The sequence below is a fragment of the Halomonas sp. AOP30-A1-24 genome (genome assembly GCF_052378165.1).
Lineage (GTDB): Bacteria > Pseudomonadota > Gammaproteobacteria > Pseudomonadales > Halomonadaceae > Vreelandella > Vreelandella citrativorans.
Window position 1 is genome coordinate 1 of sequence record NZ_JBQSXL010000011.1, and the last position, 21,602, is coordinate 21,602.

Sequence of the window (21,602 nt, forward strand, 5' to 3'; positions counted from 1 at the left end):
GGAGTCGACCATGCTAGAACATTTTTTGGCTGGGTTAGCCGTGGTGATGCAGCCACTCAATCTACTGCTCTTAACCTCTGCCGTGCTTATCGGCTTTATCGGTGGTGCACTGCCCGGCGTTAGCGGCGTTATTCTGGTGGTTATCCTGCTGCCGGTTACTTATGGCATGGAGCCGACCACAGCCTTTATGGTACTGACCGCCATCTATGGAGCAACGGTCTTTTCAGGTTTGATTACGGCCATTCTATACCGTGCCCCGGGCACTCCTGAAGCGGTCATGACGGCGTTTGACGGCTATCCCATGACTCAGCGTGGAGAGGCAGGCAAAGCCTTGGGTATCGGCGTTTTAAGCTCCGCTATTGGAGGGCTTGTGGGCACCGTCGCGCTTATTATATTCACGCCCATGCTGGCCAAGATGGCCTTGAAGTTTTCATCTCCTGAGTACTTTGCCTTGGCGGTACTCGGTTTAACCGTGGTGGCTTCACTAGGCGGTCGCCTCATATTTGGCTTGATTGGTGCGGCGCTAGGCCTATTCATTGCGACCATTGGTATTGACCCGCTCACCGGCACCAGCCGCTTTACCTTTGGCAATCTTAATCTGGCCGAAGGCGTGGGCTTGATTCCGGTCATTGTGGGTCTGTTTGCCGTTTCAGAAGTCATGAAACGTACGCTGGACCATGAAAGCCATCAGCCCTTGAAAAAGGTGAAGGTCAAGATTTTCGATCTACCTGTCCTGCGCCAAATCGGTATGACCCTGTCGCGCTCATCCATTATCGGGGTCATCATCGGTATCCTGCCGGGTATCGGTGCCAGTACCGCGGCGATGGTGAGTTATAGCGAAACGGTCCGCTGGTCCAAGCATCCCGAGAAATTTGGGAAGGGTGCGCCGGAAGGTATTGCCGCCCCTGAGTCTGCCAATAACGCAGCGGCCATGGGTGCACTGGTACCACTTTTTGCGCTGGGCATTCCGGGTAGCGGCACTACAGCCGTTATTCTAGGCGCGTTTATCATGCACGGCCTGCAGCCTGGGCCAATGTTCATGCTGACCAGCAGTGACTTGATCTACGCCGTCTTTGCCGGGCTGTTTATCGTCAACTTTATGATTCTGCTTTTCTCAAAGCCGTTCATCGTGCTGTTTACCAAGTTGCTGAATGTACCTTATTCCGCACTCGGCCCCATCATTATCATGTGCTGCATCGTGGGTACCTATTCGGTGCGCAACTCCATGTTTGATGTATGGTTGATGATGGGCTTTGGCGTGTTGGGCTATCTGCTTGAGAAGATCAACTTCCCCCTGGTATCCATCATTTTGGGATTGGTATTGGGCCCTATCGCAGAAAGCGAGCTGCGCCGTGCGCTATCCATGTCACAAGGCGACTTCAGCATCTTTATTGAGCGTCCTATCAGCGCCACACTGCTGAGTATTGCTTTCCTTCTGCTGGCCGTCACGCTGATTACGCCGCTGATCAAGCGCGCACGTCGCAAGGCCACTACCTGAAGCCCGTATCCTGGAGAATGCTATGACCATCGTACTGGGCGCTATCGCCGACGATTTCACCGGCGCCACTGACCTTGCCAATAACCTGGTACGCGGCGGCATGCGCTGCGTTCAAGTTATTGGGGTGCCGACCACCTCGCCCGATTTAAGCAACGTGGATGCCGTGATAGTAGCGCTTAAATCGCGCTCCTGTCCGGTTAATGAGGCCACCACCGATTCACTGGCGGCATTTGAGTGGCTGCGTGAACAGGGTGCCCAGCAGATATTTTTTAAATACTGCTCAACCTTTGATTCAACCGACAAGGGCAACATCGGCCCGGTTGCCGATGCACTACTTGATCGACTCGGCATTTCGCAAACCGTGATGGTCCCGGCATTTCCGATTAATGGCCGTACGGTATACCAAGGGCACCTGTTCGTTGGCGATCGCCTGCTTAACGATAGCGGCATGCAGCATCACCCGCTGACACCCATGACCGATGCGGATCTTGTACGCGTGCTTTCGCGCCAGACTTCCCACTCCGTTGGCTTGGCCAGCCGCACCACGCTAGCCAAAGGGGCCGAAGCCACTCGCCAACACCTTGACGCTCTGGCGGCTAAAAACGTACGCCACGTGATTTGCGATACCGTCGATGACAGCGATCTGGACGTCTTGGCGGAGGCAACGGTAACGATGCCCTTGGTAACCGGCGGTTCGGGGCTAGGCCAAGCCCTGCCTGCCCAGTACCGCAAACAGGGTTGGCTTGCCGAGATAGCCGAGCCCGGGCGTCTTCAACCCGCCTCGGGTAACATGCTGGCACTGTCTGGCAGCTGCTCACGGGCAACGCTTGCCCAGGTTGCTGATTTCCTCGAACGCCATCCTGGCGCTGGTTTTGCGCTTGACCCGCAGGCTCTGGCGAAAGACGACAAACAATGGGAACAAGCCCTGGCCTTCGCGTTCGAGCGTCTTGAACAAGATGCACCTGCCTTGATCTATGCCTCAGCTGATCCTGAAAAGGTCAAGGCTGCTCAGGTGGAACTGGGCGTCGATAAGGCCGGCCTCATCGTCGAAAAAGCGTTAAGCCAGCTTGCCGTTACTCTGGTCAATGAAGGCGTTGGCCGACTGGTAGTTGCCGGTGGCGAAACTTCAGGAGCGGTGGTGTCTGCCCTGGGCATTTCAGTGCTACGTATCGGCGAGCAGATCGATCCCGGCGTGCCCTGGACACAGGCGGCACTTGCCAACCGCGAGGCCCCACTTTCCCTGGCACTCAAATCGGGCAACTTTGGCAGTATGGATTTCTTCACACGAGCGTTTGAGGTATTGGTATGAGTACTCACGACCAGAACTGCCTGCGTGAACAGATCAGCACGCTGGGGAAATCGCTGTTCGATCGTGGCCTGACCATGGGCTCCAGTGGCAATATCAGCGTGCGCCTGGATGACGGCGGCTGGCTGATGACGCCTACCAACGCCTGCCTTGGCCGTCTGGACCCTGCACGCATCTCGCACCTGGATACCCAAGGCCAGCTAATCAGCGGTGATAAGCCCACCAAAGAGCAGTTTCTGCATATGGCGATGTACGATGAGCGCCCTCAGTCCGGCGCTATCGTGCACCTGCACTCCACGCATTCGGTGGCGGTTTCCTGCCTGCCGGGTATCAACCCTTGCGACTGCATTCCGCCGCTCACCGCCTATTACGCCATGCGCGTAGGCAAGCTTCCCCTGGTGCCTTACCACATCCCGGGCGACCAACAGCTGGGCGAAGCGGTACGCGGCCTAGCAGGCAAGCACAGCGCCGTGCTACTCGCCAACCACGGCCCGGTTGTCGCCGGTAAAAATCTTGAAGCGGCAGTGTATGCCACCGAAGAGCTCGAAGAAACGGCCAAGCTGTTTCTGCTGTTGCGCGGCGAAAACCCGCGTGTGCTGACGCCTGAACAGGTTGCTGAATTGGAAGCCCGGTTTCCGAGAGATTAACAGTTATACTTCAATCCAACGCCCCGCCTGATGCGATGCTTCGATGGCATCGATCAAGCGGTTCACACGCACGGCCTCTCGAAAATCAGGGTAGAGCGGGCGGTCGTTGATAATACCTTCCACCAAATCGCGCACCTCGATAATTTTCTGATCGTTATAGCCTAAGCCATGGCCGGGTGCAGGGCTGAAGGCGGCATAGTCAGGGTGTTCAGGGCCGGTCAGCAGCGTGGTAAACCCGCGTCGACCGCTATTCGCTTCGTGGCGGTAGAGTTGCAGCTCACTCATACGTTCCTGATCAAAGACAATCGCTCCTTTGGTGCCCGTCAGCGTATAGGCAAGCCCCATCTTTCTGCCTGCCGCTACTCGTGAGGTTTCAATATTTCCAATCAAGCCATTGTTAAAGCGCAACATTGCTTGGGCCTGGTCATCGTTTTCAACCTTAGCCATACCTGTGCCATCCGCTGTGGGGCGCATGGCAATCACCGTTTGTAGCTGACCACACACCGAAGTGATGCGTTGACCGGTCAGGAACTCGGCCATATTGATAATATGCGAGCCTACATCGCCCAAGGCGCCAGCACCGGCGGTGGCTCGCTGGGTATGCCAATCGTGGGGCTTTTGAGGATCAAGTAGATAGTCCTCATTATGCCGCCCACGAAAATGGATCAACTCGCCAATTTCGCCGCTTGCCACAATATCGCGTGCCAGCTGTGTGGCTGAATTGCGAATGTAGTTAAATCCGACCAGTGTTTTGACGCCTGCCTGTTCGGCAGCCGCGGCCATCTCCTGCGCATCAGCCGTGCTGAGCGCCAACGGCTTTTCAGCATAAACATGCTTACCCGCCGCAATGGCTGCCAAGGCCATTTCTTTATGCAAAAAATTGGGGGCACAAATATCCACAACGTCGACGGCGCTATCCGCCACCAGTGCGCGCCAGTTATCAGTAGCACGAGCAAACCCCCAGGCATTTGCCCGGCTTTGCGCTACCTCAAGATTCACGTCCGCCAGCAGTTCACAAACCGGTTTTGCAGGCAGATCAAAGACACTGGGCGCTGCATTAAACGCAATAGCATGGGCTTTGCCCATAAAACCTGTTCCGATTAAACCAATAGTGAGCGTTTTCATTGTCATTATTCCTGTGAACAAGGCAGGCCATAAGCAAACGCCGAGCAGCGCTCGGCGTTAGTTTTACCCTTCGTTAGCCATTACATAGTGGGCATTGAAAAGTGATTGGTCTCTTCACGAATACCGCTTGGCCAGCGCTGGGTAATCGTCTTCATACGGGTATTGAAACGCACGCCATCGGGGCCATGCATATGCAAGGGGCCAAACAGAGAACGCTTCCAGCCGCCAAAGCTATGGAATGCCATGGGTACGGGAATAGGAACATTGACGCCCACCATGCCGACTTGGATCTGCTCACAGAATTGACGTGCGGCGTCACCATCGCGGGTAAAAATCGCCGTGCCATTGCCGTATTCATGCGCATTAATCATCGCCACGGCATCATCAAAGCTTGCAGCACGGGCAATGGATAAAACGGGCCCAAAGATTTCTTCAGCGTGAATGCGCATGGCTGGCGTCACATGGTCGAAAAGCGCTCCACCAATAAAATAGCCATTTCCCGCACTCTCGATATCGGCCTGGCGGCCGTCAATCACTAACTCGGCCCCTTCGTCAACGCCTACCTGGATATAGTCAGCGACCTTATCGCGATGCTCACGGGTAATCAGCGGGCCCATATCATTGTCGGGGCCATCGACCAGGCCCGGTCCGACGGTCAAATTAGCCAGTTCAGCAACCAGTTTTTCTCTTAAACGATTCGCCGTGTCTTCACCCACCGGAACCGCAACGGAAATAGCCATGCAGCGCTCGCCAGCAGACCCATAGGCTGCTCCCATCAGCGCGCTCACCGCTTGATCAAGGTCCGCATCGGGCATAATCACCATATGATTTTTAGCCCCGCCCAGCGCCTGAACGCGTTTGCCATGGGCCGATGCGGTCGCGTAAATGTACTCGGCAATCGGCGTGGAGCCGACAAAACTGACCGCCTGGACCCGTTCATCGGTGAGCAGCACATCGACCGACTCTTTGTCGCCGTTGACGACATTAAAGACGCCATCGGGCAGGCCCGCTTCTGTGAGTAGTTCCGCAAGGCGTAGCGGCGTTGAGGGATCTTTTTCAGAGGGCTTCATGACAAAAGTATTGCCGCAAGCCAGCGCAATGGGAAACATCCACATGGGCACCATGGCGGGGAAGTTAAACGGCGAGATACCTGCACAGACGCCCAGCGGCTGCATCATCGAGTAGCTATCCACCCCGGTACCCACGTTCATGGAGTGCTCGCCCTTTTGCAGGTGAGGAATACCGCAAGCAAACTCGACAACTTCAAGGCCCCGAGTCACTTCACCTTTGGCATCAGAAAACACCTTGCCGTGTTCGCTGGAAATCAGTCGCGCTAGTTCGTCGATGTGCTCTTCGACCAGCGCTTTAAACTTAAACAGAATGCGTGCACGCTTGAGCGGCGGTGTTTTTGACCATTCCGTGAAGGCGTCAGAAGCGATGCGCACGGCTTCACGCGTTTCATCGGCGGTCGCCAACATGACCTGGGCACTCTGCTCTCCGGTCGCTGGGTTATACACCGGTGCATAGCGTTCGCTGCTGCCCGATGTAAGCTGGCCGTTAAGGAAATGGGATAACGTCTTCATGCAAGCTCCTGTTTAACGGATGGTCGTGGCGCCGACTAATAAGTGGCACTGGCAACATCGAAGCCTGCCTGTTCGGCAAGATCGTGCAAATTACGGTAGCCCAAGCGGGCATACGTCAATGGGTGAGCAACTTCGGGGTCTTGCTCTGCCTCAACAACAAGCCAGCCCTGATAACCCTGATCACACAGATGCGTTAACGCCGGTAAAAAATCCACATCGCCATCACCAGGCACGGTAAAAAGACCATCCAGCACGCCATTTAAAAAGCTTTTATCACGGTTACGCACAGCTTCAAGTACAGGGAAGCGTAGGTCCTTGCAGTGCACGTGGTGAATACGTGTGCTGTAGCGCTGGGCGATGGTTAATGGATCACCCCCTGCGCCACGCAAATGTCCAAAATCAAGCAGTAACCCTACGCCTTCTCCGGTGCTATCCATCAAACGTTCAACGTCTGTCTGGCTTTCAATCACCGTGCCTAAATGGTGGTGATATACCAGTTGAATGCCTTGCGACTTGAGATAATCTCCAACGATATCCAGACCGCTGCATAAACGCTGCCAATCATCTTCAGAAAGATGGGGGCGCTGAGAAAGAGGGCGCTGTTGGTCACCGTGCACGCACCGAGATACTTCACAGAACACCATAACGCTGGCCCCACACTGCTTGAGCAGGTTCAAGTGGTCCTGAACGGCCGCAATCTCTTCCTCAGGGCTTCTTTCCAACAGATGGGCGGAATACCAGCCGGATACCAGGGCCAGCTCATGATCCTTTAACACCTTACCCAAGGCATCCGGTGTTCGCGGGAACTTGTTGCCTAGTTCAAACCCTGTAAAGCCCGCTTCGCGGCCTTCCTGCAAACAGGTTTCCAGCGGTGTCGAAGCTCCCAAACTGGGTAAGTCATCGTTGGTCCAGGTGAGTGGATTGATCCCCAGCGTGACGGTTGGCATAGCATGTATCCTTATCGTTATTGGATGATTAAGCAGGCTCAGCGCGCTTGATGCTGCTTGGCATCGCGGTAGCCTTGATAAGCGGACGTGACCTGCTCCCGGGAAGAGACCTCGGGTACGGCCACTTCCCACCAGGCGCCGCCTTCCTCGGTGCTGGGGATCGGGTCCGTGTCCAAGGTAATCACATAGGTAGTGGCTGCTTGGCGGGCACGCACCAGCGCTTGCTCCAGCGCGGCAATCCCCGTAATCGATTCCGCCTGACAACCCAGTGCTTTCGCATGGGCCGCAAAATCGGTTTTGGGTGCGCCCGCCTCGACACTGCGGCAATCCTTAAGCAAGTTATTGAACCCTTCCCCTCCCGTTGCGTGCTGAAGCCTGTTAATGCACCCATAGCCGCGATTATCCAATACAACGACGATCAGCTTATGGCCCAACATTACCGAGGTGGCGAGCTCTGAGTTATGCATCAGGTAACTACCGTCGCCAACCATGACGACCACTTCGCGCTCAGGCTTAGCCATTTTGACGCCCAAGCCGCCGGCAATCTCATACCCCATGCACGAGAAGCCGTACTCCACGTGATAGCTTCCAGGACCCGAACACTGCCATAGCTTATGCAGTTCCCCCGGCAGCCCGCCAGCCGCACACACCACGGTTACGTCGTCCCCTGCCTGGCGGTTAACAGCGCCGATTACCTGAGCATCGGAGGGTAATGGAAGGCCTTTATCTGCCGTCACCCGTTTAACCACGTCAGCCCATTCACGCTTTAGCGCTCCTGCCTGCTCTCGCCAGCTATCTGAAGCACGCCATTCCCCCAGCTCACCGTCAAGCTGCTGTAAGCCAACACGCGCATCGCAGATAAACGGTATCGCGTGATGTTTGAGGCTATCAAAACGACCAACGTTAAGGGCTATAAGCGTTTTTTCACGACGTTCAAACAGCGCCCGGGATCCAGTCGTAAAATCCTGCAAGCGAGTTCCAATCGCTAAAATGACATCCGCCTGTTCAGCCAAACGGTTGGCGGCAGCGCTACCGGTGACACCAATCGCTCCTACGGCGAACGGATGGCTATCCGCTAACGCGCCTTTTCCCGCCTGTGACTCGGCGACAGGGATACCGTGCACTTGTGCAAAGTTCGCCAGCATTTCGCAGGCATCGGCGTAATGCACCCCACCCCCAGCAATGATTAACGGCCGCTTTGCCTGTTTAAGTGCGACAGCGGCGTGCTGTAACTCGTCAAGCACAGGTGGCGAGCGGCGAATGCGGTGTACTTTGGGGATAAAAAAGGCGTCTGGATAATCGTAGGCAAATGTTTGCACATCCTGCGGCAGGGCAAGCGTTACCGGGCCACAGTGTTCAGGGTCAAGTAGCGTGGCTATCGCCTGAGGCAGACTGGTGAGCAGCTGCTCAGGGCGGCTGATGCGATCAAAATAGCGTGACACGGGACGAAAACAGTCATTAACACTGATCGTCGGATCACCAAAATGTTCGACCTGCTGTAGCACCGGGTCAGGAGCACGCGTGGCAAACGTGTCGCCCGGTAATAACAAAACCGGAAGGCGATTGGCGTGGGCAAGTGCTGCTGCCGTCACCATATTGGTCGCGCCTGGCCCAATGGAACTGGTCGCGGCCATCAGGCGCCTTCGCCCGTTCGCTTTGGTAAAAGCAATCGCCGCATGTGCCATGGTTTGCTCGTTATGGGCGCGATACGTCGGCAGCGTTTCCTTGACGTGATAAAGCGCCTCACCCAAACCAGCCACATTGCCATGGCCGAAAATCGCAAAGACCCCTTCAAACAACGGTACATCAGTGCCGTTTATTTCAATACGTTGAACTGCCAGGTATTTGACTAACGCCTGGGCCATGGTGAGTCGGATCGTTCTCATCTCACGCCTCCTCCGTATAGGGCAACGTTTGCGGCTGGCTATTTCGTAACTGCCGCCATGCGTGAATCAATTCGGCATAATTGCAGGCCACCTGCTGTACCAAACTGACGTCATCAAGACGGCCTGCCAACCATTCGCGACTTGCCTGGGCAAACAGCGTGCGTCCTACGGTAAAGCCCTTGCAGCAAGGGTGCCTGGCCGCTTCCATAAAACCCTGCTTCATTTCCGTCATAGGTGCGTCCAGCCCCAACAGGACAACACCACGACAGTAAGCGTCTTCACGGTTAATAATTTCGCCAACGGCTTTCCATGCAGCGCCAGACATCATGGGCAGCTTCCACCAGTCGGGGCGAATTCCCAGGTTGTAAAGCCGTTGCAGGCTACGCGGCAGCGTTGTGTCATCACAGGTCATATCGGCCGGTGGAATAATTTCAATCAACAGTTCCAGACCTTGTGAACAGGCGGATTGATAAAGCTGGCGAAGGCGCTCTTCCTGTTCCAAACGCAGGGGTAAGGCATCGTCCGGGTGGTAGAAAACGAGGCACTTGATAACCTGCTCGCGGGGCCAATGACGCAGGCATGAGCCCAAGTCATCGCCATGCTGAAAACGTAGCGGGCGTGAGCCGGGTAGCTCAACGGGGCGGCCAATCCACCAGCCCTGCCCGCTTGCCTGATTGAGGGCATCCTGGCCAAATACATCGTCGACCAGAATCGCTGGTGTGGCGAGGCCACCGCGTTTTGCGCCCTCCTCGGCGGCCGTTACCAGAAGTTTTTTAAGCTTGGGTAATTGGGTGGCCTCCGCCTGCTCATCGCGCGCCATGTCAGTGAGCTGGCGGCGGTGATCAAAGGCCAAGCCAAGCACTTCAGGCCATTGAACGGGCACACGCGTTGTTACACGGTGCAGATGATTTAAACGTTTATCTACATCCGGCCGAGGTACATCATCACGGCGTGCCAGATAATCAAACAGCTCATCCTCGGTTGGCATAGCAGGCGCGCATCCATGGCGAGACACCACCAGCGCACCACATGCATTGGCGTACTGAGCACAGGTTTGCCAAGGCTCATCACGCAACCAGCCCCGCAACAGGCCGCTCATAAAGGCATCGCCCGCGCCCAGTACGTTCAGCACTTCAACCTGTACCCCTTCGACCAAAATGCCGTCTTCGATACGTGGCGGAATATCCCCTTCAAACACCACACAACCTAATGGGCCCAGTTTGCACACCAACGTGGCCGCACTTACCCGGCGTACGTTGTGTAAGGCTTCCAGGGTGTCCGTACTACCGCCTGCAATGTGAAACTCTTCTTCCGTGCCGACAATCAGATCAAAATCAGGCAACCATTGCTGGAGATCAGTGGTTACTTTGCCATCAGCAATAAAACGGGTTTCACCATCACCGGGATGGGTCAGCCCCCACAGCACAGGGCGATAGTCGATATCCAGCACACGTTTAACGCCCGCGTAGGCCGCTGCGTCCAGCGCCTTTCGGCACGCTTTTCGGGTGGTTTCGGTTGAAAGGTGAGTGCCAGTGATCGCAAGCGCCTTGGCCCTCGCAATAAAGTCAAGATCAATGGCCGCAGCATCGATAGCCATATCTGCGCAATCGCGACGGTAGAACAGCAGCGGAAAACTTTCACGGTCTTTCAAGGCCAGCAGTACCAGGCCCGTATGGCGCTCAGGGTCGGTTTGTAGCACGGAAGTATCCACCCCTGCTCGCGAAAGTTCTTCACGTACAAAGTGGCCCATTTGCTCGTTGCCTACCCGTGAAAGCATGGCCGACTTCAGCCCTAAGCGCGCAGTACCATAAGCGACATTGCCGGAGCTCCCGCCCAGGTACTTGGCAAAACTCGCCACATCCTCCAATCGGCTACCAATTTGTTCGGCGTAAAGATCAACGGCCACACGCCCCAAACAAATCAGATCAAGCGGCTGTTGTTGTCCATTATTATTCAGCATTAACGTCTCCCCACGTCACTCGTGGTGGTACTGAGTATCAAGTACCAGGTCCCGGGTTTATAGAAGTGCTTTGGCAGTTGCCGATAGACACTTTTCCAGAGGGCATACAGTGGCGTTTAAAGTGAAAAGACCGTTCGGAATCTTTCAAGTGCAAGCTCATCATCACCTGATGCCCAGCCCTCTAGCCCCACCGTGCCGCGGTAGCCTATATCGTTCAGCGTGCGGGCTATGACCGCGTAGTTAATCTCGCCAGTTCCCGGTTCACAGCGCCCCGGCACATCGGCTACCTGCACTTCCCCAATGTAGGGAGCACAGCGTTGGATCAGCTCAATAAGGTTACCTTCGCCAATTTGGGCGTGATAAACGTCCAACATGATACGCAGGCTGGAGCGATCAACACTTTCTACAAGCGTCAGCACATCCACCAAGCGTGCAAACGGTACGCCGGGGTGATCAACGTCGGTGTTGAGATTTTCCAGCACAAAAGTGACACCGTGCTGTTCACCTAAATCCGCCAGTCGGTTCAAGGTTTCACGCGCTTTGAGCCACATGGCTCCGGTCAACTGGTAGCACGGTTTTACGGGAAGGCCTTCAGTATTCAACCCAGTGCCGTGCAGGTTAAGGCGTGGAATACCAAGTCGCTTGGCTACCTCGACCGACGCAGCCGCCGTGTGCAGTAGCTCATTTGCGCCAGCACTATCTGCCAAGGTGCCTGAGACGTAACCGGTCATGGATGAGAACACTGCTCCGCTATTGGCCAGCGCCTGAATGTCATGTCGAGTCCAGTCCCAAATTTCTACGTTGAAACCTAGCTCGTCGATACGCTTAACACGCTCAATCATTGGCTGATCGCAGAAGACCATTTCAGCGCAAACGGCGAGCGTAAAAGGCGACGATGAAGTGGGTATACTCATCATGACTCCTTAGTAACCGCCTGCCACATGTTCCTTGACGGGGTCATCAGTACTTCTTCCACCGGCTATAGAGCCGGGCTGGCCTTCGGCATCGCTACCGGCTTTTTTTTCGCGGTCGCAGCGCTGAAACTCGGCGAGTTCGGCATCCAGACTCTCAAGTTCAGCCCCACCGGCCATCATGTTGAGCACTTCTTCGCGGGTAACGTCTTCTTTACGATAGGAGCCCAAGCTGCCACCACGTGATAACAAGGTAAACGCATCAGCGACGGGGTAAGCGTGATGGACGTTATGAGTGATAAAGATGACCGCCAGCCCATCAGCGCGTGCTTTAGCGATGTAACGCAAGACCACCGAGGCCTGTTTGACACCAAGCGCTGATGTGGGCTCATCCAAAATCAGCACTTTGGCCCCAAAATAAACCGCTCGAGCAATGGCGACACATTGGCGCTCGCCACCGGAAAGGGTACCGACAGGCTGGCTGGGATCACGTACATCAATACCGATCTTTGACATCTCTTCTTTGGCGATCCGGTCGGCGTATTTCCAGTTAATACGTTTGAACGGCCCCCAGCCTACGGTGGGTTCACGTCCCATAAAAAAGTTACGGGTAATCGACATCAGAGGCACCATCGCCAGATCCTGGAAAACCGTCGCAATACCGGCATCCAGCGCATAAGCAGGCGATTTAAAATGCATCGGATCACCACCCAAAAGCATTTCGCCATGGGTAGGCTGATGGACACCGGAAAGCGTTTTGATCAGTGTGGATTTTCCGGCACCGTTGTCCCCAAGCAAGCACATTACCTCACCGGAATACACCTGCATGGAAATGTCACTTAAAGCAATGACACTGCCAAAGTGCTTACTGACACTGCGCATTTCGATCATTGGAGTACGTGTCGTCATATTACTTGGCCTCCATTGCTTTTTTGCGCATGTAATTGTTGAACAACACGGCCACCAGCAGCATGACGCCAAGGAATACCTGGAACCAGTCGGTGTTAACACCGGTGTAAAAGATGCCCATCTGCACCATGCCGAAGATCAGTGCACCCAGCGCCGCGCCAATGGCAGAGCCGTAGCCACCGGTCAGCAAAGCCCCACCAATCACCACGGCAATAATGGCCTCAAGCTCTTTCAACATGCCGCGAATAGTGTCCGCTGAGCCGGTATCCATCACCTGGATGCAGGCAAAAATAGTCGCGGAGAAGGCGGTAAACATGAACAGCGAAATCTTGACCCGATGCACCGGCACGCCCGAGTTGCGTGCCGCATTAGCATCACCGCCGCTGGCAAAGATCCAGTTACCGTAAGGAGTACACAACAGCACCCAGGTTGCCAAGGCGGTTAGGCCCAGCCACCAGACAATAGAGACGGGAATGCCAGAAACCACGGGGTTACCCGCAAAGTTGGTCGCTATCCAACCATTGGTGGCCATCCAACTGAAGAGCCCGGTCGCGACTTCACCCGAAAAGAGCGCTGCAAACCAATCGCCGGGGATATGTTCGTGCACCCCGCCCACTTGGGTCCGCCCGGTGAGTAAACGGCTGACACCGATCGCTAGGCCACGCAGAATAAACAGGAAACCCAGCGTTACAATGAAGGAAGGCAGCCCAGTGCGATTAACCAGGTTGCCGTTAATCCAACCGACCAGGCCCGCACAGCTAAACGCCAACAAGATAGCAGCCCACAGCGGCCAGTCATACTCCACGGCAGGGATAGCGATCAGAATGCCCGCCAACCCAATCATTGAACCAATCGACAGGTCAAATTCGCCGCCAATCATTAGTAGCGCCGCAGCGGTGGCAATAATGCCGAGCTGAGCGGCTACTTCAAGAAAATTAATGATCCCCGCAGGCGTAAACATGCCGGTGCCACTTGAGGCAACAATGAAGAAAGAGAGGACCAAAACAGCCCCCGCCAAGGCTCCCAGCTCCGGCCGGTTTAGCGCTTTCTTCCAAAACGAGACTCGCTGGATACGCTCGTCCTGGGGAACATCCGCTGGCGTAGCAGGCTGTTTGGCTTCATTGGAATTCATAGCGATCGACTCCCAAGGCTCGACACCGTCGAGCCTTTTGAATAGGTAATGTTCAGCGAATACCCTGACTGCTCAGTTCAACGACCTGGGCGGCGTTTTCCTGGGTTACAAAACCGGGGCCGGTGGCTACGTCACCTGCCGGTAGCAGGCCGTTCTTAACGAACTGATCAAGGAACATGACGGGTAAATAACCCTGCATGTATTGCTGTTGGTCGATCGCAAAATCCAACTCGCCCGCTTCAAGGGCTTCCAGGATGCCGGGAGAAAGATCAAAGGTGCCAAGCGTGAACATATCGGTTGCCCCTTGATCACGCATGGCGCGGATCATCGGCTCGGCGGAAAGCGGTCCAAGCGTTAGTACACCTCGAACATCTTCGTTCTGATTAAGGTAGGCAATGATGGCATTGCGAATACTGGTAGGGTCATACGTTGTCGCGAGCTGCTCGGCATTGCCGTTAAAACCGTCAACAAAACCATCACAGCGCTGGTCAAGTCCCTGGTTGCCCTGCTCATGATTGATGCAGACGCCTTTTTCAACGCCCATTTCCTGCATGCGTTCAGCCGCTTGCTTACCCGCCTCGTATTCGCTTTGTCCTACATGAAGCCGGGCGCCATAATTACGTGCCACGTCGCCACCCGAGTTGATCGTAATCACAGGGATGCCGTTATCAGCCGCGCTTTGGACAACGCCGCCCAAGGCATTTTCGTCGGTGAAAGACAGAATCAAGCCATCGGGATCGGAGGCTATCGCCGCCTGCACGAGTTGCTGCATCTGGGCCATATCAAACGTAGAAGGTGCTCGATATTCAAGCGTTGCACCCACCGTTTCAGCCGCCGCTTCCGCGCCATTTTTTACAATGGACCAAAAGGGATCAGACGGGACACCGTGCGTTACCATGACGAAGCGACTGCTTTCTGCATACACGGCAGAACTCATCAAACCAGCAGCGGCAGCAACTGATAGCCATCGCGCTATACCACAAGATAGACGTGCCATAATTAATTCCTCTTAGCATTATCATTATTGGTTGGAAGTGGCATTAAATGCCTTGGCGCTATGAAATATAGATTCTGAAAACAAAAGCACCAAATTATTTATTCTAAACTTTGGTATTAATGGAATATTCATTTCAATAAACTAAACTGCATTTCAGCTCGCCACTGGGAATGATTGCCCAGTGGCCTACGATTAAACGCTGAGGAACGTTCATGCAGCAGCCACCACAAAGTTATCGTGAGCTGGAAGTGTTACTCACTGCCGAGTACGACTCGCTGAGCAAACGACTCCAGCAAACAGCACGCTTCATGCTTGATCATCCTCAAGAGGTAGCGCTAGCCACCGTGGCTAAAATTGCCGAACAGGCGGATGTCACACCCTCTACGCTGATTCGCTTGGCCAACAGTTTGGGCTTTAAGGGCTTTTCCGAAATGCAGCAGCTGTTTCGTAGCCGTTTAGTGAATGAGCTACCCAATTACACCGAACGTATTCGTGCAGTGCGTAGCGCGACGGGAGAAACGCCGAATAGCACACAGTTGCTATGGGAATTTGCGGATGCCAATCGCGACGTACTGGAGCAGCTACCGAGCCGTATTGACCCTGCAAGCCTCGAAGAAGCACTGGATATCTTTGAAAAAGCGCATGCGATTCACGTTATGGGTGCCAGGCGTAGCTTTGTGGTTGCAAGCTATATGACCTATGCCTTGGCCCATGTGGATAAACCCGCCTTACTGGTGGGCGGCCTGGGAGGCATGTACCGGGAACAGCTGCGCGCCATGAGCCAGCACGACGCCCTGCTGACAATTAGCTTTTCGCCCTATGCTGAGGAGGCCCAGCAAGCGTGTGAATATGCCAAGCAGCGTAACTTGCCCATTATCGTGATTACCGACTCAAGCTTAAGCCCACTCGCCCGTTTGGCAGATGTTGTCTTTGTAGTTCAGGAGGCAGAAGTGAAGAGTTTTCGCGGCTTGACCGCCTCACTATGTTTGACCCAGGCCTTGGCGATTTCTTTAGGAGTACGCCAAGACAAGGCGCGCGAAAAGAGCGCTACGGCAGCACCGACATAGGCATAAAAGACATAAACATAGAAAAAGACACGTAATACCCAACAATCCAACACACCTGAATGCCAAGAACAAAACAGGAGGGATTATGAAACTCGCTCTCATCGGCGCTGGGCGCATCGGCAAGGTGCATGCCCAAGCCATCGATTTACACCCTGACATTACCCTCGCCGCGGTGGCTGATTTCCACTCGCCCGCTGCCGAAGCGCTGGCCATGCAGTACGGTAGCCGCGCCGTTGATGTCGATACAATTTTTGCAGACGCTACCATTGATGCCGTTTTGATTGCCTCAAGCACCCCAACGCACGCGGAGTACCTGGAGCGGGCGGCACGCTCAGGTAAAGCGATTCTCTGCGAAAAGCCCATCGCGCTTGACTTGGCGCGCACTCGGGACGCGCTACAAGTGCTTAGCGAACATCCCGTCACCTGCGCGCTCGGCTTTAACCGCCGTCACGACCCTCAATTTGCAGCGCTTAAAGAAGCGATTGCTCAGGGGCGTATTGGCGCGTTGGAAACCTTGACGATCATCAGCCGTGACCCTTCACCACCACCTGCTGAGTACGTGGGTGACTCGGGCGGGCTGTTTCGCGACATGATGATTCATGATCTGGATATGGCGCGCTGGCTCCTTGGTGAGCCAATCGAAAGCGTCTTTGCGGTGGGTAGCTGCTTGATCGACCCAGCCATTGGCGAAGCAGGCGATGTCGATACTGCCATGGTAACGCTCACCACTGCGAGCGGAAAGCTCTGCCAAATCAGCAACTCTCGACGCGCCTGCTATGGTTATGATCAGCGTATTGAAGCCTTCGGAAGCGAAGGCATGCTGCAGGCGCAAAACGAGAGCGATACACGGCTGCGCTTTACAGGCACTTCTGGCCAAGTGGAAGAAAAGCCTAAGTGGTTTTTCCTGGAGCGCTATGCGCTAGCCTACCGGTTAGAGATTAATGATTTTGTGGATGCCTGGAAAAAGCACCGTGCACCGTTAGCAGGCGCTCAGGACGGATTGGAAGCCCTGCGTTTAGCTGATGCGGCGGAACATTCACGGCGAGAGGGGCGCAAAATACTGCTGGAGGCAGCGGTTTAAACATCCGCTCAATTTTTTCTTGCTCACCAATTACCTACTCAAAACGGTTAGCAGCACTCAAAACGCTAGCTTTTAGAAGGAGCGATATATGGCTTCACTACTGGTACGCCCCACCGCCCCTGATGAGCAGGGCACTATCATCGACGTAACTCCGGCCTCAGCGGGCTGGGAACACGTTGGCTTTCGGGTCCACACGCTTGCCAAGGGGGCACGAATTGAAGCCAGCACAGGTGACCAGGAAGTCTGCCTGGTACTGCTAACCGGGCGTGCCAATGTCGTCAGCGGCGAGCACCACTTTGAAGATATCGGCGAGCGGATGGATGTCTTTGAACAGATTCCACCCTACGCCGTTTATTTGCCCAATGGCGCAAGCTACCAGGTAGAAGCCACCACCGACCTGGAGCTTGCGGTATGTGCAGCTCCCGGGCAGGGCAACCATGCACCGCGCTTGATCGCTCCGGATAGCATCAAAAAAAGCACCCGTGGACAAGGCAGTAACGTTCGTCATGTGCACGATATTTTGCCGGAAAACGAACCCGCCGATAGCTTACTGGTGGTGGAGGTGTTTACGCCTGAGGGTAACTGGTCGAGCTATCCGCCACATAAACACGATGTGGATAACTTGCCTCACGAGTCATTATTGGAAGAGACTTACTATCACCGCATCAATCCTTCCCAGGGCTTTGCCTTTCAGCGTGTGTATACCGACGACCGCTCGCTTGATGAAACCATGGCCGTGGAAAACGGCTGCTGTGTGCTGGTACCCAAAGGCTATCATCCAGTGGGCGCGCCTCATGGCTACTCGCTCTACTATTTGAACGTGATGGCAGGGCCTAAACGCGCCTGGCAATTTCACAATGACCCCGACCATGAGTGGTTGATTAACCGCTAAATCGGCCTGCTCTGTGCCTGGCAACGCTCACCAGATGCTATCCTTCCATGCCCCGCCTGCGCGGGGTTTTCGCGTTAAGCGTTTCAACTTCGGGCTTTTTAGGAATTGCCATGCTGCCGGACTACTCCATTATCGCTTGGCTATTGATCGGATTTTCGGTGTATCTGACGGGCGTCTCAAAAGGCGGCTTTGCTGGTGGTTTTGGCACGCTTTCGGTGCCGCTGATGGCACTGGTGATTAGTCCCACGCAGGCCGCAGGTCTATTGCTGCCGCTACTGCTGGTCATGGACGTATTGGCAGTGAAAGCATGGTGGGGCAAGCATGACATGGCCGAAGTATGGCGATTTTTGCCAGGGCTCTTCGTCGGTGTTGCAGTGGGCACGCTACTCTTTGGCAGCCTGAGCGAACAGGGCGTTCGCCTGGTGTTGGGGGGTATTTCAGTGGTGTTTGCTGCGTATATGCTGTTAAAGCCATTGGCCGCCAAGCCTATCTCTACGCGTTGGGCGCTGCCTGCCGCCAGCGTGTGTGGTTTCACAAGCTTTATTGCCCATGCAGGCGCCCCACCACTCAATCTTTACCTACTGCCTCGAAAACTGCCTAAAGAGACCTTTATCGCCACCTGCGTTGTCACCTTTACCGCGGTTAACGTGATTAAACTGGGCCCGTACCTGTGGCTTGGTGAAATCAATATGACCAGTGCTTGGGCATCGCTACTCTTGGTGCCGGTCGCTTGGGTAGGCGTGCGCAGCGGCCTTTGGCTACAAAGCCGAGTTAATGAGCAGTGGTTTTATCGCCTGGTTATACTGGCCATGTTCCTGGTGGGTATGAATTTGATTTGGCAGGCGTTGGCGCCTTAAGAGGTGAACGTCTCCCAATACAATTGTTTGCGTAGAGTGTCTTTACAACTGACAACCTGGTAGCGGCCAGGTTCGCCAGTCCAGCCTCTGCCACCCTTCAAGGCTCGCGACCTCAGCCAGCACAGGATCGGGATTAACCACCACGGGGTAATCGACATATTGCAGAAGCGGTAAATCGTTGCGGGAGTCCGAGTAGAACATGGTGTGGCTGGGGGTAATCTGGTGCTCCGTTAGCCACTGCTGCAAGCGCAGCACTTTACCGCCGCGGTAAGAGAAAATGCCCTCACTCTCACCGGTATAACGCGCTTCTTCTGCCTCTTTATCAATGCTTAGGTCCACCGCCAGCACGTGGGCGATACCCAGCATCTTGGCAATGGGTGCGACCAAGTGATGCGACGAGGCAGAAATCAACACTAACGTATCACCCGCCTGACGATGAGCCGCCAGGCATGCCAAGGCTTGAGCGAATATACGCGGCTGAATATGCGTCGCAACAAAGCGCTCTACTTCTTTTTCTACGTCAGTAACGAGCCTGTTCTTAAGCGGCGCCAGCGTCATCGCCAGATACTCTTCCAGCTTTAATTGACCCGCATGATAGGCCTGCTGCATCTGCTCAGCCCGGGCGAGAAAGGTCTCGGCGTTGCTGATCCAACCCTGCTCGAACATCCATAAATTCCAGCGGTCGCTACAATCTCCATCCAAGAGAGTATCATCAAGGTCAAACAAGGCCAGCCGCATAAAGCACTCCTATCGTCGCGGATTGACGGCGCGTAGGATATGCCACGAATCATGGCAAAAAGATGACAACCGCAAGCCATTCGTTGTTACTCACCCGCTGTACAAGCGCTGTTCATTGCATCAGCATGGAAGACGTCGACGCCTACGGGGTATATGATTAACGAAAGTACTGACAGCCGCTGCCCGCTACGCTGACAACACACAAGGAGATTATCCCATGACGGGCCCTTTAGTATCAGTCGATACGCTCTACATAACACTGACTGATGAACTGCCAGCGTTTTTGAGCCAATCACTTTTACAGTGCAAGAGCCTACCAACGCTACCGTCTGTAGCGCTTAAAGTGCTTGATATAGCCCGTTCATCAAGTTCAACCTTGAGCGATTACGCCAAAGCGATTGAGCACGATCCAGCGTTAACACTGCGCCTCATTGCGCTCGCGAATAGCGCCTATTACACGCGCTCAGCGCCACCTGTTCAAACCTGTATTGAAGCCATGCAGCGTCTTGGTATAAACGCAACGCTGCCTGTTATATTAGGGTTTAGTTTGTTTCAAGAAGCGCCTAATCGTCATCAGGCTTGGCAACGCACCATCACTGCGGCCCTGGTAGCCCGCTATTTGGCTGAGCAGCTATGTCCTGACAAAAGTGGCAGCATATTTACACAGGCGCTACTACAGGATATTGGCATATTAGCGTTACAGGCAGCCTACCCTGAAGAAGCCGACAAACTCTATACCGATACTTCCTTATCGCATACTGAGATAACGCAAGCAGAGCAACGCTGCTTTGGCTGCGACCATACGCTGGTTGGCGCTTGGTTAGCTTCTAAATGGGGAATGTCCAATCACGCGGCAATGGCCATACGCCAAAGCCATGAAAGCTTTTTAGTCAGTGATAAAGCACTTCTCTGCCTTCGTTTGTCAGGGCCCATTGCCGATGCCTGGCTATCCAACAACCCAGCATCTCAACTGGCGGCCTTGTTATATCAACTCAAGACCGTTAGCTATGCCGACACGCTGCAGCTCGACGAAGTGCTTTATAATGTTCAGCATCAGACCAGCCTGATTGCCAATGTGATGAACATGAATACGCCCATAGAGGTCGATAGCACGGCCCTGTTGGCGGAAGCTCATCAACTGCTCTTTCAGCACACGCTGACGCTTGGTTCTCAACTAGAAGCCCAAAAACAAGCGTTAATCTCATTGCGCTACCCCAATGACAACACCAGTCCCAAAGAGCGTATCCGACGGGATGCTTCTCTTGATGCCAAGCGATCAGGGCTAGTACGCAAGCATAAAAAATAGATAAACCGCATTTTGACCCATGCTAAAAAAACAGGCCGTGATTAAGCGACCTGTTTTTTAAGTATATTGTTATTTTCACCCTTATCTTTTCTCGTCGACGAAACATTTCAAATAAACAGCAATAAAATAAAGCATTAGATATCAGCGATCGATAAAAGTGGGCCTAATTGAAGTTGATTTTAACCGCTACGTGATCATAAAGTGTATTCATAAAGAAGCAGCGGCTCGCGCGGCCTGATCATAAAGACCTGACATGGCGCGCAAAATACCTGCCACGCGGCTGATTTCGGCCCGTTCAATTCCCATGGAAGCGAGTGAGTCAATCAAGCATGTTTCTCGTATTTCAGCATAACGGCTACACACACCGCCTCCTTGTTCAGTTGTACTGAAATACGTCTCTTTACCCTGCTTTTCGCCTATCACCAAGCCAAGTTTGGTTAGCTTTTTAAGCGCGTAAGTAACGGTATGCGTATCTTCCACGTTAAGTACCAGGCAGATATCAGATTGGCGCTTGGCTCTCCCTCGATGGTTCACCCGATGCAACACCAGGACATCCAGAGCGCTCAATTCAGGGTATCCGGTCGCCGCCATGCAACGCACCATCCAACGATTAAACGCATGGCTCGAAATAATAACGCCAAATTCAAATTCCGAGAGTTCGTGAGCCTTATGAGATAAGTGCTCCGAAGAGACGATCGGCTCTCGACTACTGACTACTGTCTGGCTTGATTCTATCATCGCTAACATATCCATTGTCTTT

General features: G+C 54.3%; 19 protein-coding genes. 8 read left to right on the forward strand and 11 right to left on the reverse strand.

Features of this window, described 5'->3' with window-relative positions; all coding sequences use genetic code 11:
• The 3 genes from ACT3TJ_RS08025 to otnC form a co-directional block, all read left to right on the forward strand.
• On the forward strand, positions 1-1,498 hold a 1,498-nt coding region (locus ACT3TJ_RS08025; RefSeq protein WP_444665558.1), incomplete at its 5' end, for a tripartite tricarboxylate transporter permease.
• 22 nt (positions 1,499-1,520) lie between these two features.
• Entirely contained in the window at positions 1,521-2,807 is a 1,287-nt protein-coding gene (gene otnK, locus ACT3TJ_RS08030) for a 3-oxo-tetronate kinase (protein WP_193056651.1), read from the forward strand.
• Entirely contained in the window at positions 2,804-3,451 is a 648-nt protein-coding gene (gene otnC / locus ACT3TJ_RS08035) for a 3-oxo-tetronate 4-phosphate decarboxylase (protein WP_193053377.1), read from the forward strand. Before otnK ends, otnC begins: the two co-directional genes overlap by 4 nt.
• 3 nt (positions 3,452-3,454) lie before the next feature.
• Here otnC and ACT3TJ_RS08040 read toward each other — a convergent pair whose 3' ends face one another.
• The 9 genes from ACT3TJ_RS08040 to ACT3TJ_RS08080 form a co-directional block, all read right to left on the reverse strand.
• Positions 3,455-4,576 (reverse strand): Gfo/Idh/MocA family protein, encoded by a 1,122-nt coding sequence (locus ACT3TJ_RS08040; RefSeq protein ID WP_193056650.1) that lies wholly within the window; start codon positions 4,574-4,576, stop codon positions 3,455-3,457.
• 80 nt (positions 4,577-4,656) lie between these two features.
• Entirely contained in the window at positions 4,657-6,159 is a 1,503-nt protein-coding gene (locus ACT3TJ_RS08045) for a CoA-acylating methylmalonate-semialdehyde dehydrogenase (protein ID WP_193056649.1), read from the reverse strand.
• Positions 6,160-6,194: 35 nt separating this feature from the next.
• Positions 6,195-7,106, reverse strand: a complete 912-nt coding sequence (gene iolE / locus ACT3TJ_RS08050; protein ID WP_193056648.1) for a myo-inosose-2 dehydratase — start codon at positions 7,104-7,106, stop codon at positions 6,195-6,197.
• Positions 7,107-7,144: 38 nt separating this feature from the next.
• Complete coding sequence (iolD, locus tag ACT3TJ_RS08055) at positions 7,145-8,992, reverse strand: 3D-(3,5/4)-trihydroxycyclohexane-1,2-dione acylhydrolase (decyclizing) (RefSeq protein WP_193056647.1); 1,848 nt, start codon at positions 8,990-8,992, stop codon at positions 7,145-7,147.
• A 1-nt stretch (position 8,993) separates the two neighbouring features.
• The gene (locus tag ACT3TJ_RS08060; RefSeq protein WP_193056646.1) at positions 8,994-10,952 is read right to left on the reverse strand and encodes a bifunctional 5-dehydro-2-deoxygluconokinase/5-dehydro-2-deoxyphosphogluconate aldolase; all 1,959 of its coding nucleotides are present in this window, start codon (positions 10,950-10,952) and stop codon (positions 8,994-8,996) included.
• 116 nt (positions 10,953-11,068) lie between these two features.
• Complete coding sequence (locus tag ACT3TJ_RS08065; protein WP_193056645.1) at positions 11,069-11,866, reverse strand: TIM barrel protein; 798 nt, start codon at positions 11,864-11,866, stop codon at positions 11,069-11,071.
• A 9-nt stretch (positions 11,867-11,875) separates the two neighbouring features.
• The gene (locus tag ACT3TJ_RS08070; protein ID WP_226912077.1) at positions 11,876-12,772 is read right to left on the reverse strand and encodes an ATP-binding cassette domain-containing protein; all 897 of its coding nucleotides are present in this window, start codon (positions 12,770-12,772) and stop codon (positions 11,876-11,878) included.
• Between the two features lies 1 nt (position 12,773).
• The gene (locus tag ACT3TJ_RS08075) at positions 12,774-13,904 is read right to left on the reverse strand and encodes an ABC transporter permease (protein ID WP_193056644.1); all 1,131 of its coding nucleotides are present in this window, start codon (positions 13,902-13,904) and stop codon (positions 12,774-12,776) included.
• A 52-nt stretch (positions 13,905-13,956) separates the two neighbouring features.
• Complete coding sequence (locus ACT3TJ_RS08080) at positions 13,957-14,901, reverse strand: sugar ABC transporter substrate-binding protein (RefSeq protein ID WP_193056643.1); 945 nt, start codon at positions 14,899-14,901, stop codon at positions 13,957-13,959.
• Positions 14,902-15,113: 212 nt separating this feature from the next.
• Between ACT3TJ_RS08080 and ACT3TJ_RS08085 the strand changes: the two genes are divergently transcribed.
• The 4 genes from ACT3TJ_RS08085 (at position 15,114) to ACT3TJ_RS08100 (ending at position 18,798) form a co-directional block, all read left to right on the forward strand.
• Complete coding sequence (locus ACT3TJ_RS08085) at positions 15,114-15,968, forward strand: MurR/RpiR family transcriptional regulator (protein WP_193056642.1); 855 nt, start codon at positions 15,114-15,116, stop codon at positions 15,966-15,968.
• An 85-nt stretch (positions 15,969-16,053) separates the two neighbouring features.
• A complete protein-coding gene (gene iolG / locus ACT3TJ_RS08090; RefSeq protein ID WP_193056641.1) occupies positions 16,054-17,049 on the forward strand; it encodes an inositol 2-dehydrogenase in 996 nt (331 codons plus the stop codon).
• A gap of 88 nt (positions 17,050-17,137) precedes the next feature.
• Entirely contained in the window at positions 17,138-17,941 is an 804-nt protein-coding gene (iolB, locus tag ACT3TJ_RS08095) for a 5-deoxy-glucuronate isomerase (RefSeq protein WP_193056640.1), read from the forward strand.
• Positions 17,942-18,051: 110 nt separating this feature from the next.
• On the forward strand, positions 18,052-18,798 hold the full coding sequence (locus ACT3TJ_RS08100) for a sulfite exporter TauE/SafE family protein (RefSeq protein WP_444621602.1): 747 nt from the start codon (positions 18,052-18,054) through the stop codon (positions 18,796-18,798).
• Positions 18,799-18,840: 42 nt separating this feature from the next.
• Here the strand turns inward: ACT3TJ_RS08100 and ACT3TJ_RS08105 are convergent, their stop codons facing one another.
• Positions 18,841-19,536, reverse strand: coding sequence for an HAD family hydrolase (locus ACT3TJ_RS08105; protein ID WP_444621603.1), 696 nt, complete (start codon positions 19,534-19,536; stop codon positions 18,841-18,843).
• A 217-nt stretch (positions 19,537-19,753) separates the two neighbouring features.
• Between ACT3TJ_RS08105 and ACT3TJ_RS08110 the strand changes: the two genes are divergently transcribed.
• Positions 19,754-20,842 (forward strand): HDOD domain-containing protein, encoded by a 1,089-nt coding sequence (locus tag ACT3TJ_RS08110; RefSeq protein ID WP_444621604.1) that lies wholly within the window; start codon positions 19,754-19,756, stop codon positions 20,840-20,842.
• Positions 20,843-21,049: 207 nt separating this feature from the next.
• Here the strand turns inward: ACT3TJ_RS08110 and ACT3TJ_RS08115 are convergent, their stop codons facing one another.
• The gene (locus tag ACT3TJ_RS08115) at positions 21,050-21,433 is read right to left on the reverse strand and encodes a winged helix DNA-binding protein (RefSeq protein ID WP_442352912.1); all 384 of its coding nucleotides are present in this window, start codon (positions 21,431-21,433) and stop codon (positions 21,050-21,052) included.
• Positions 21,434-21,602 lie beyond the last annotated feature (169 nt).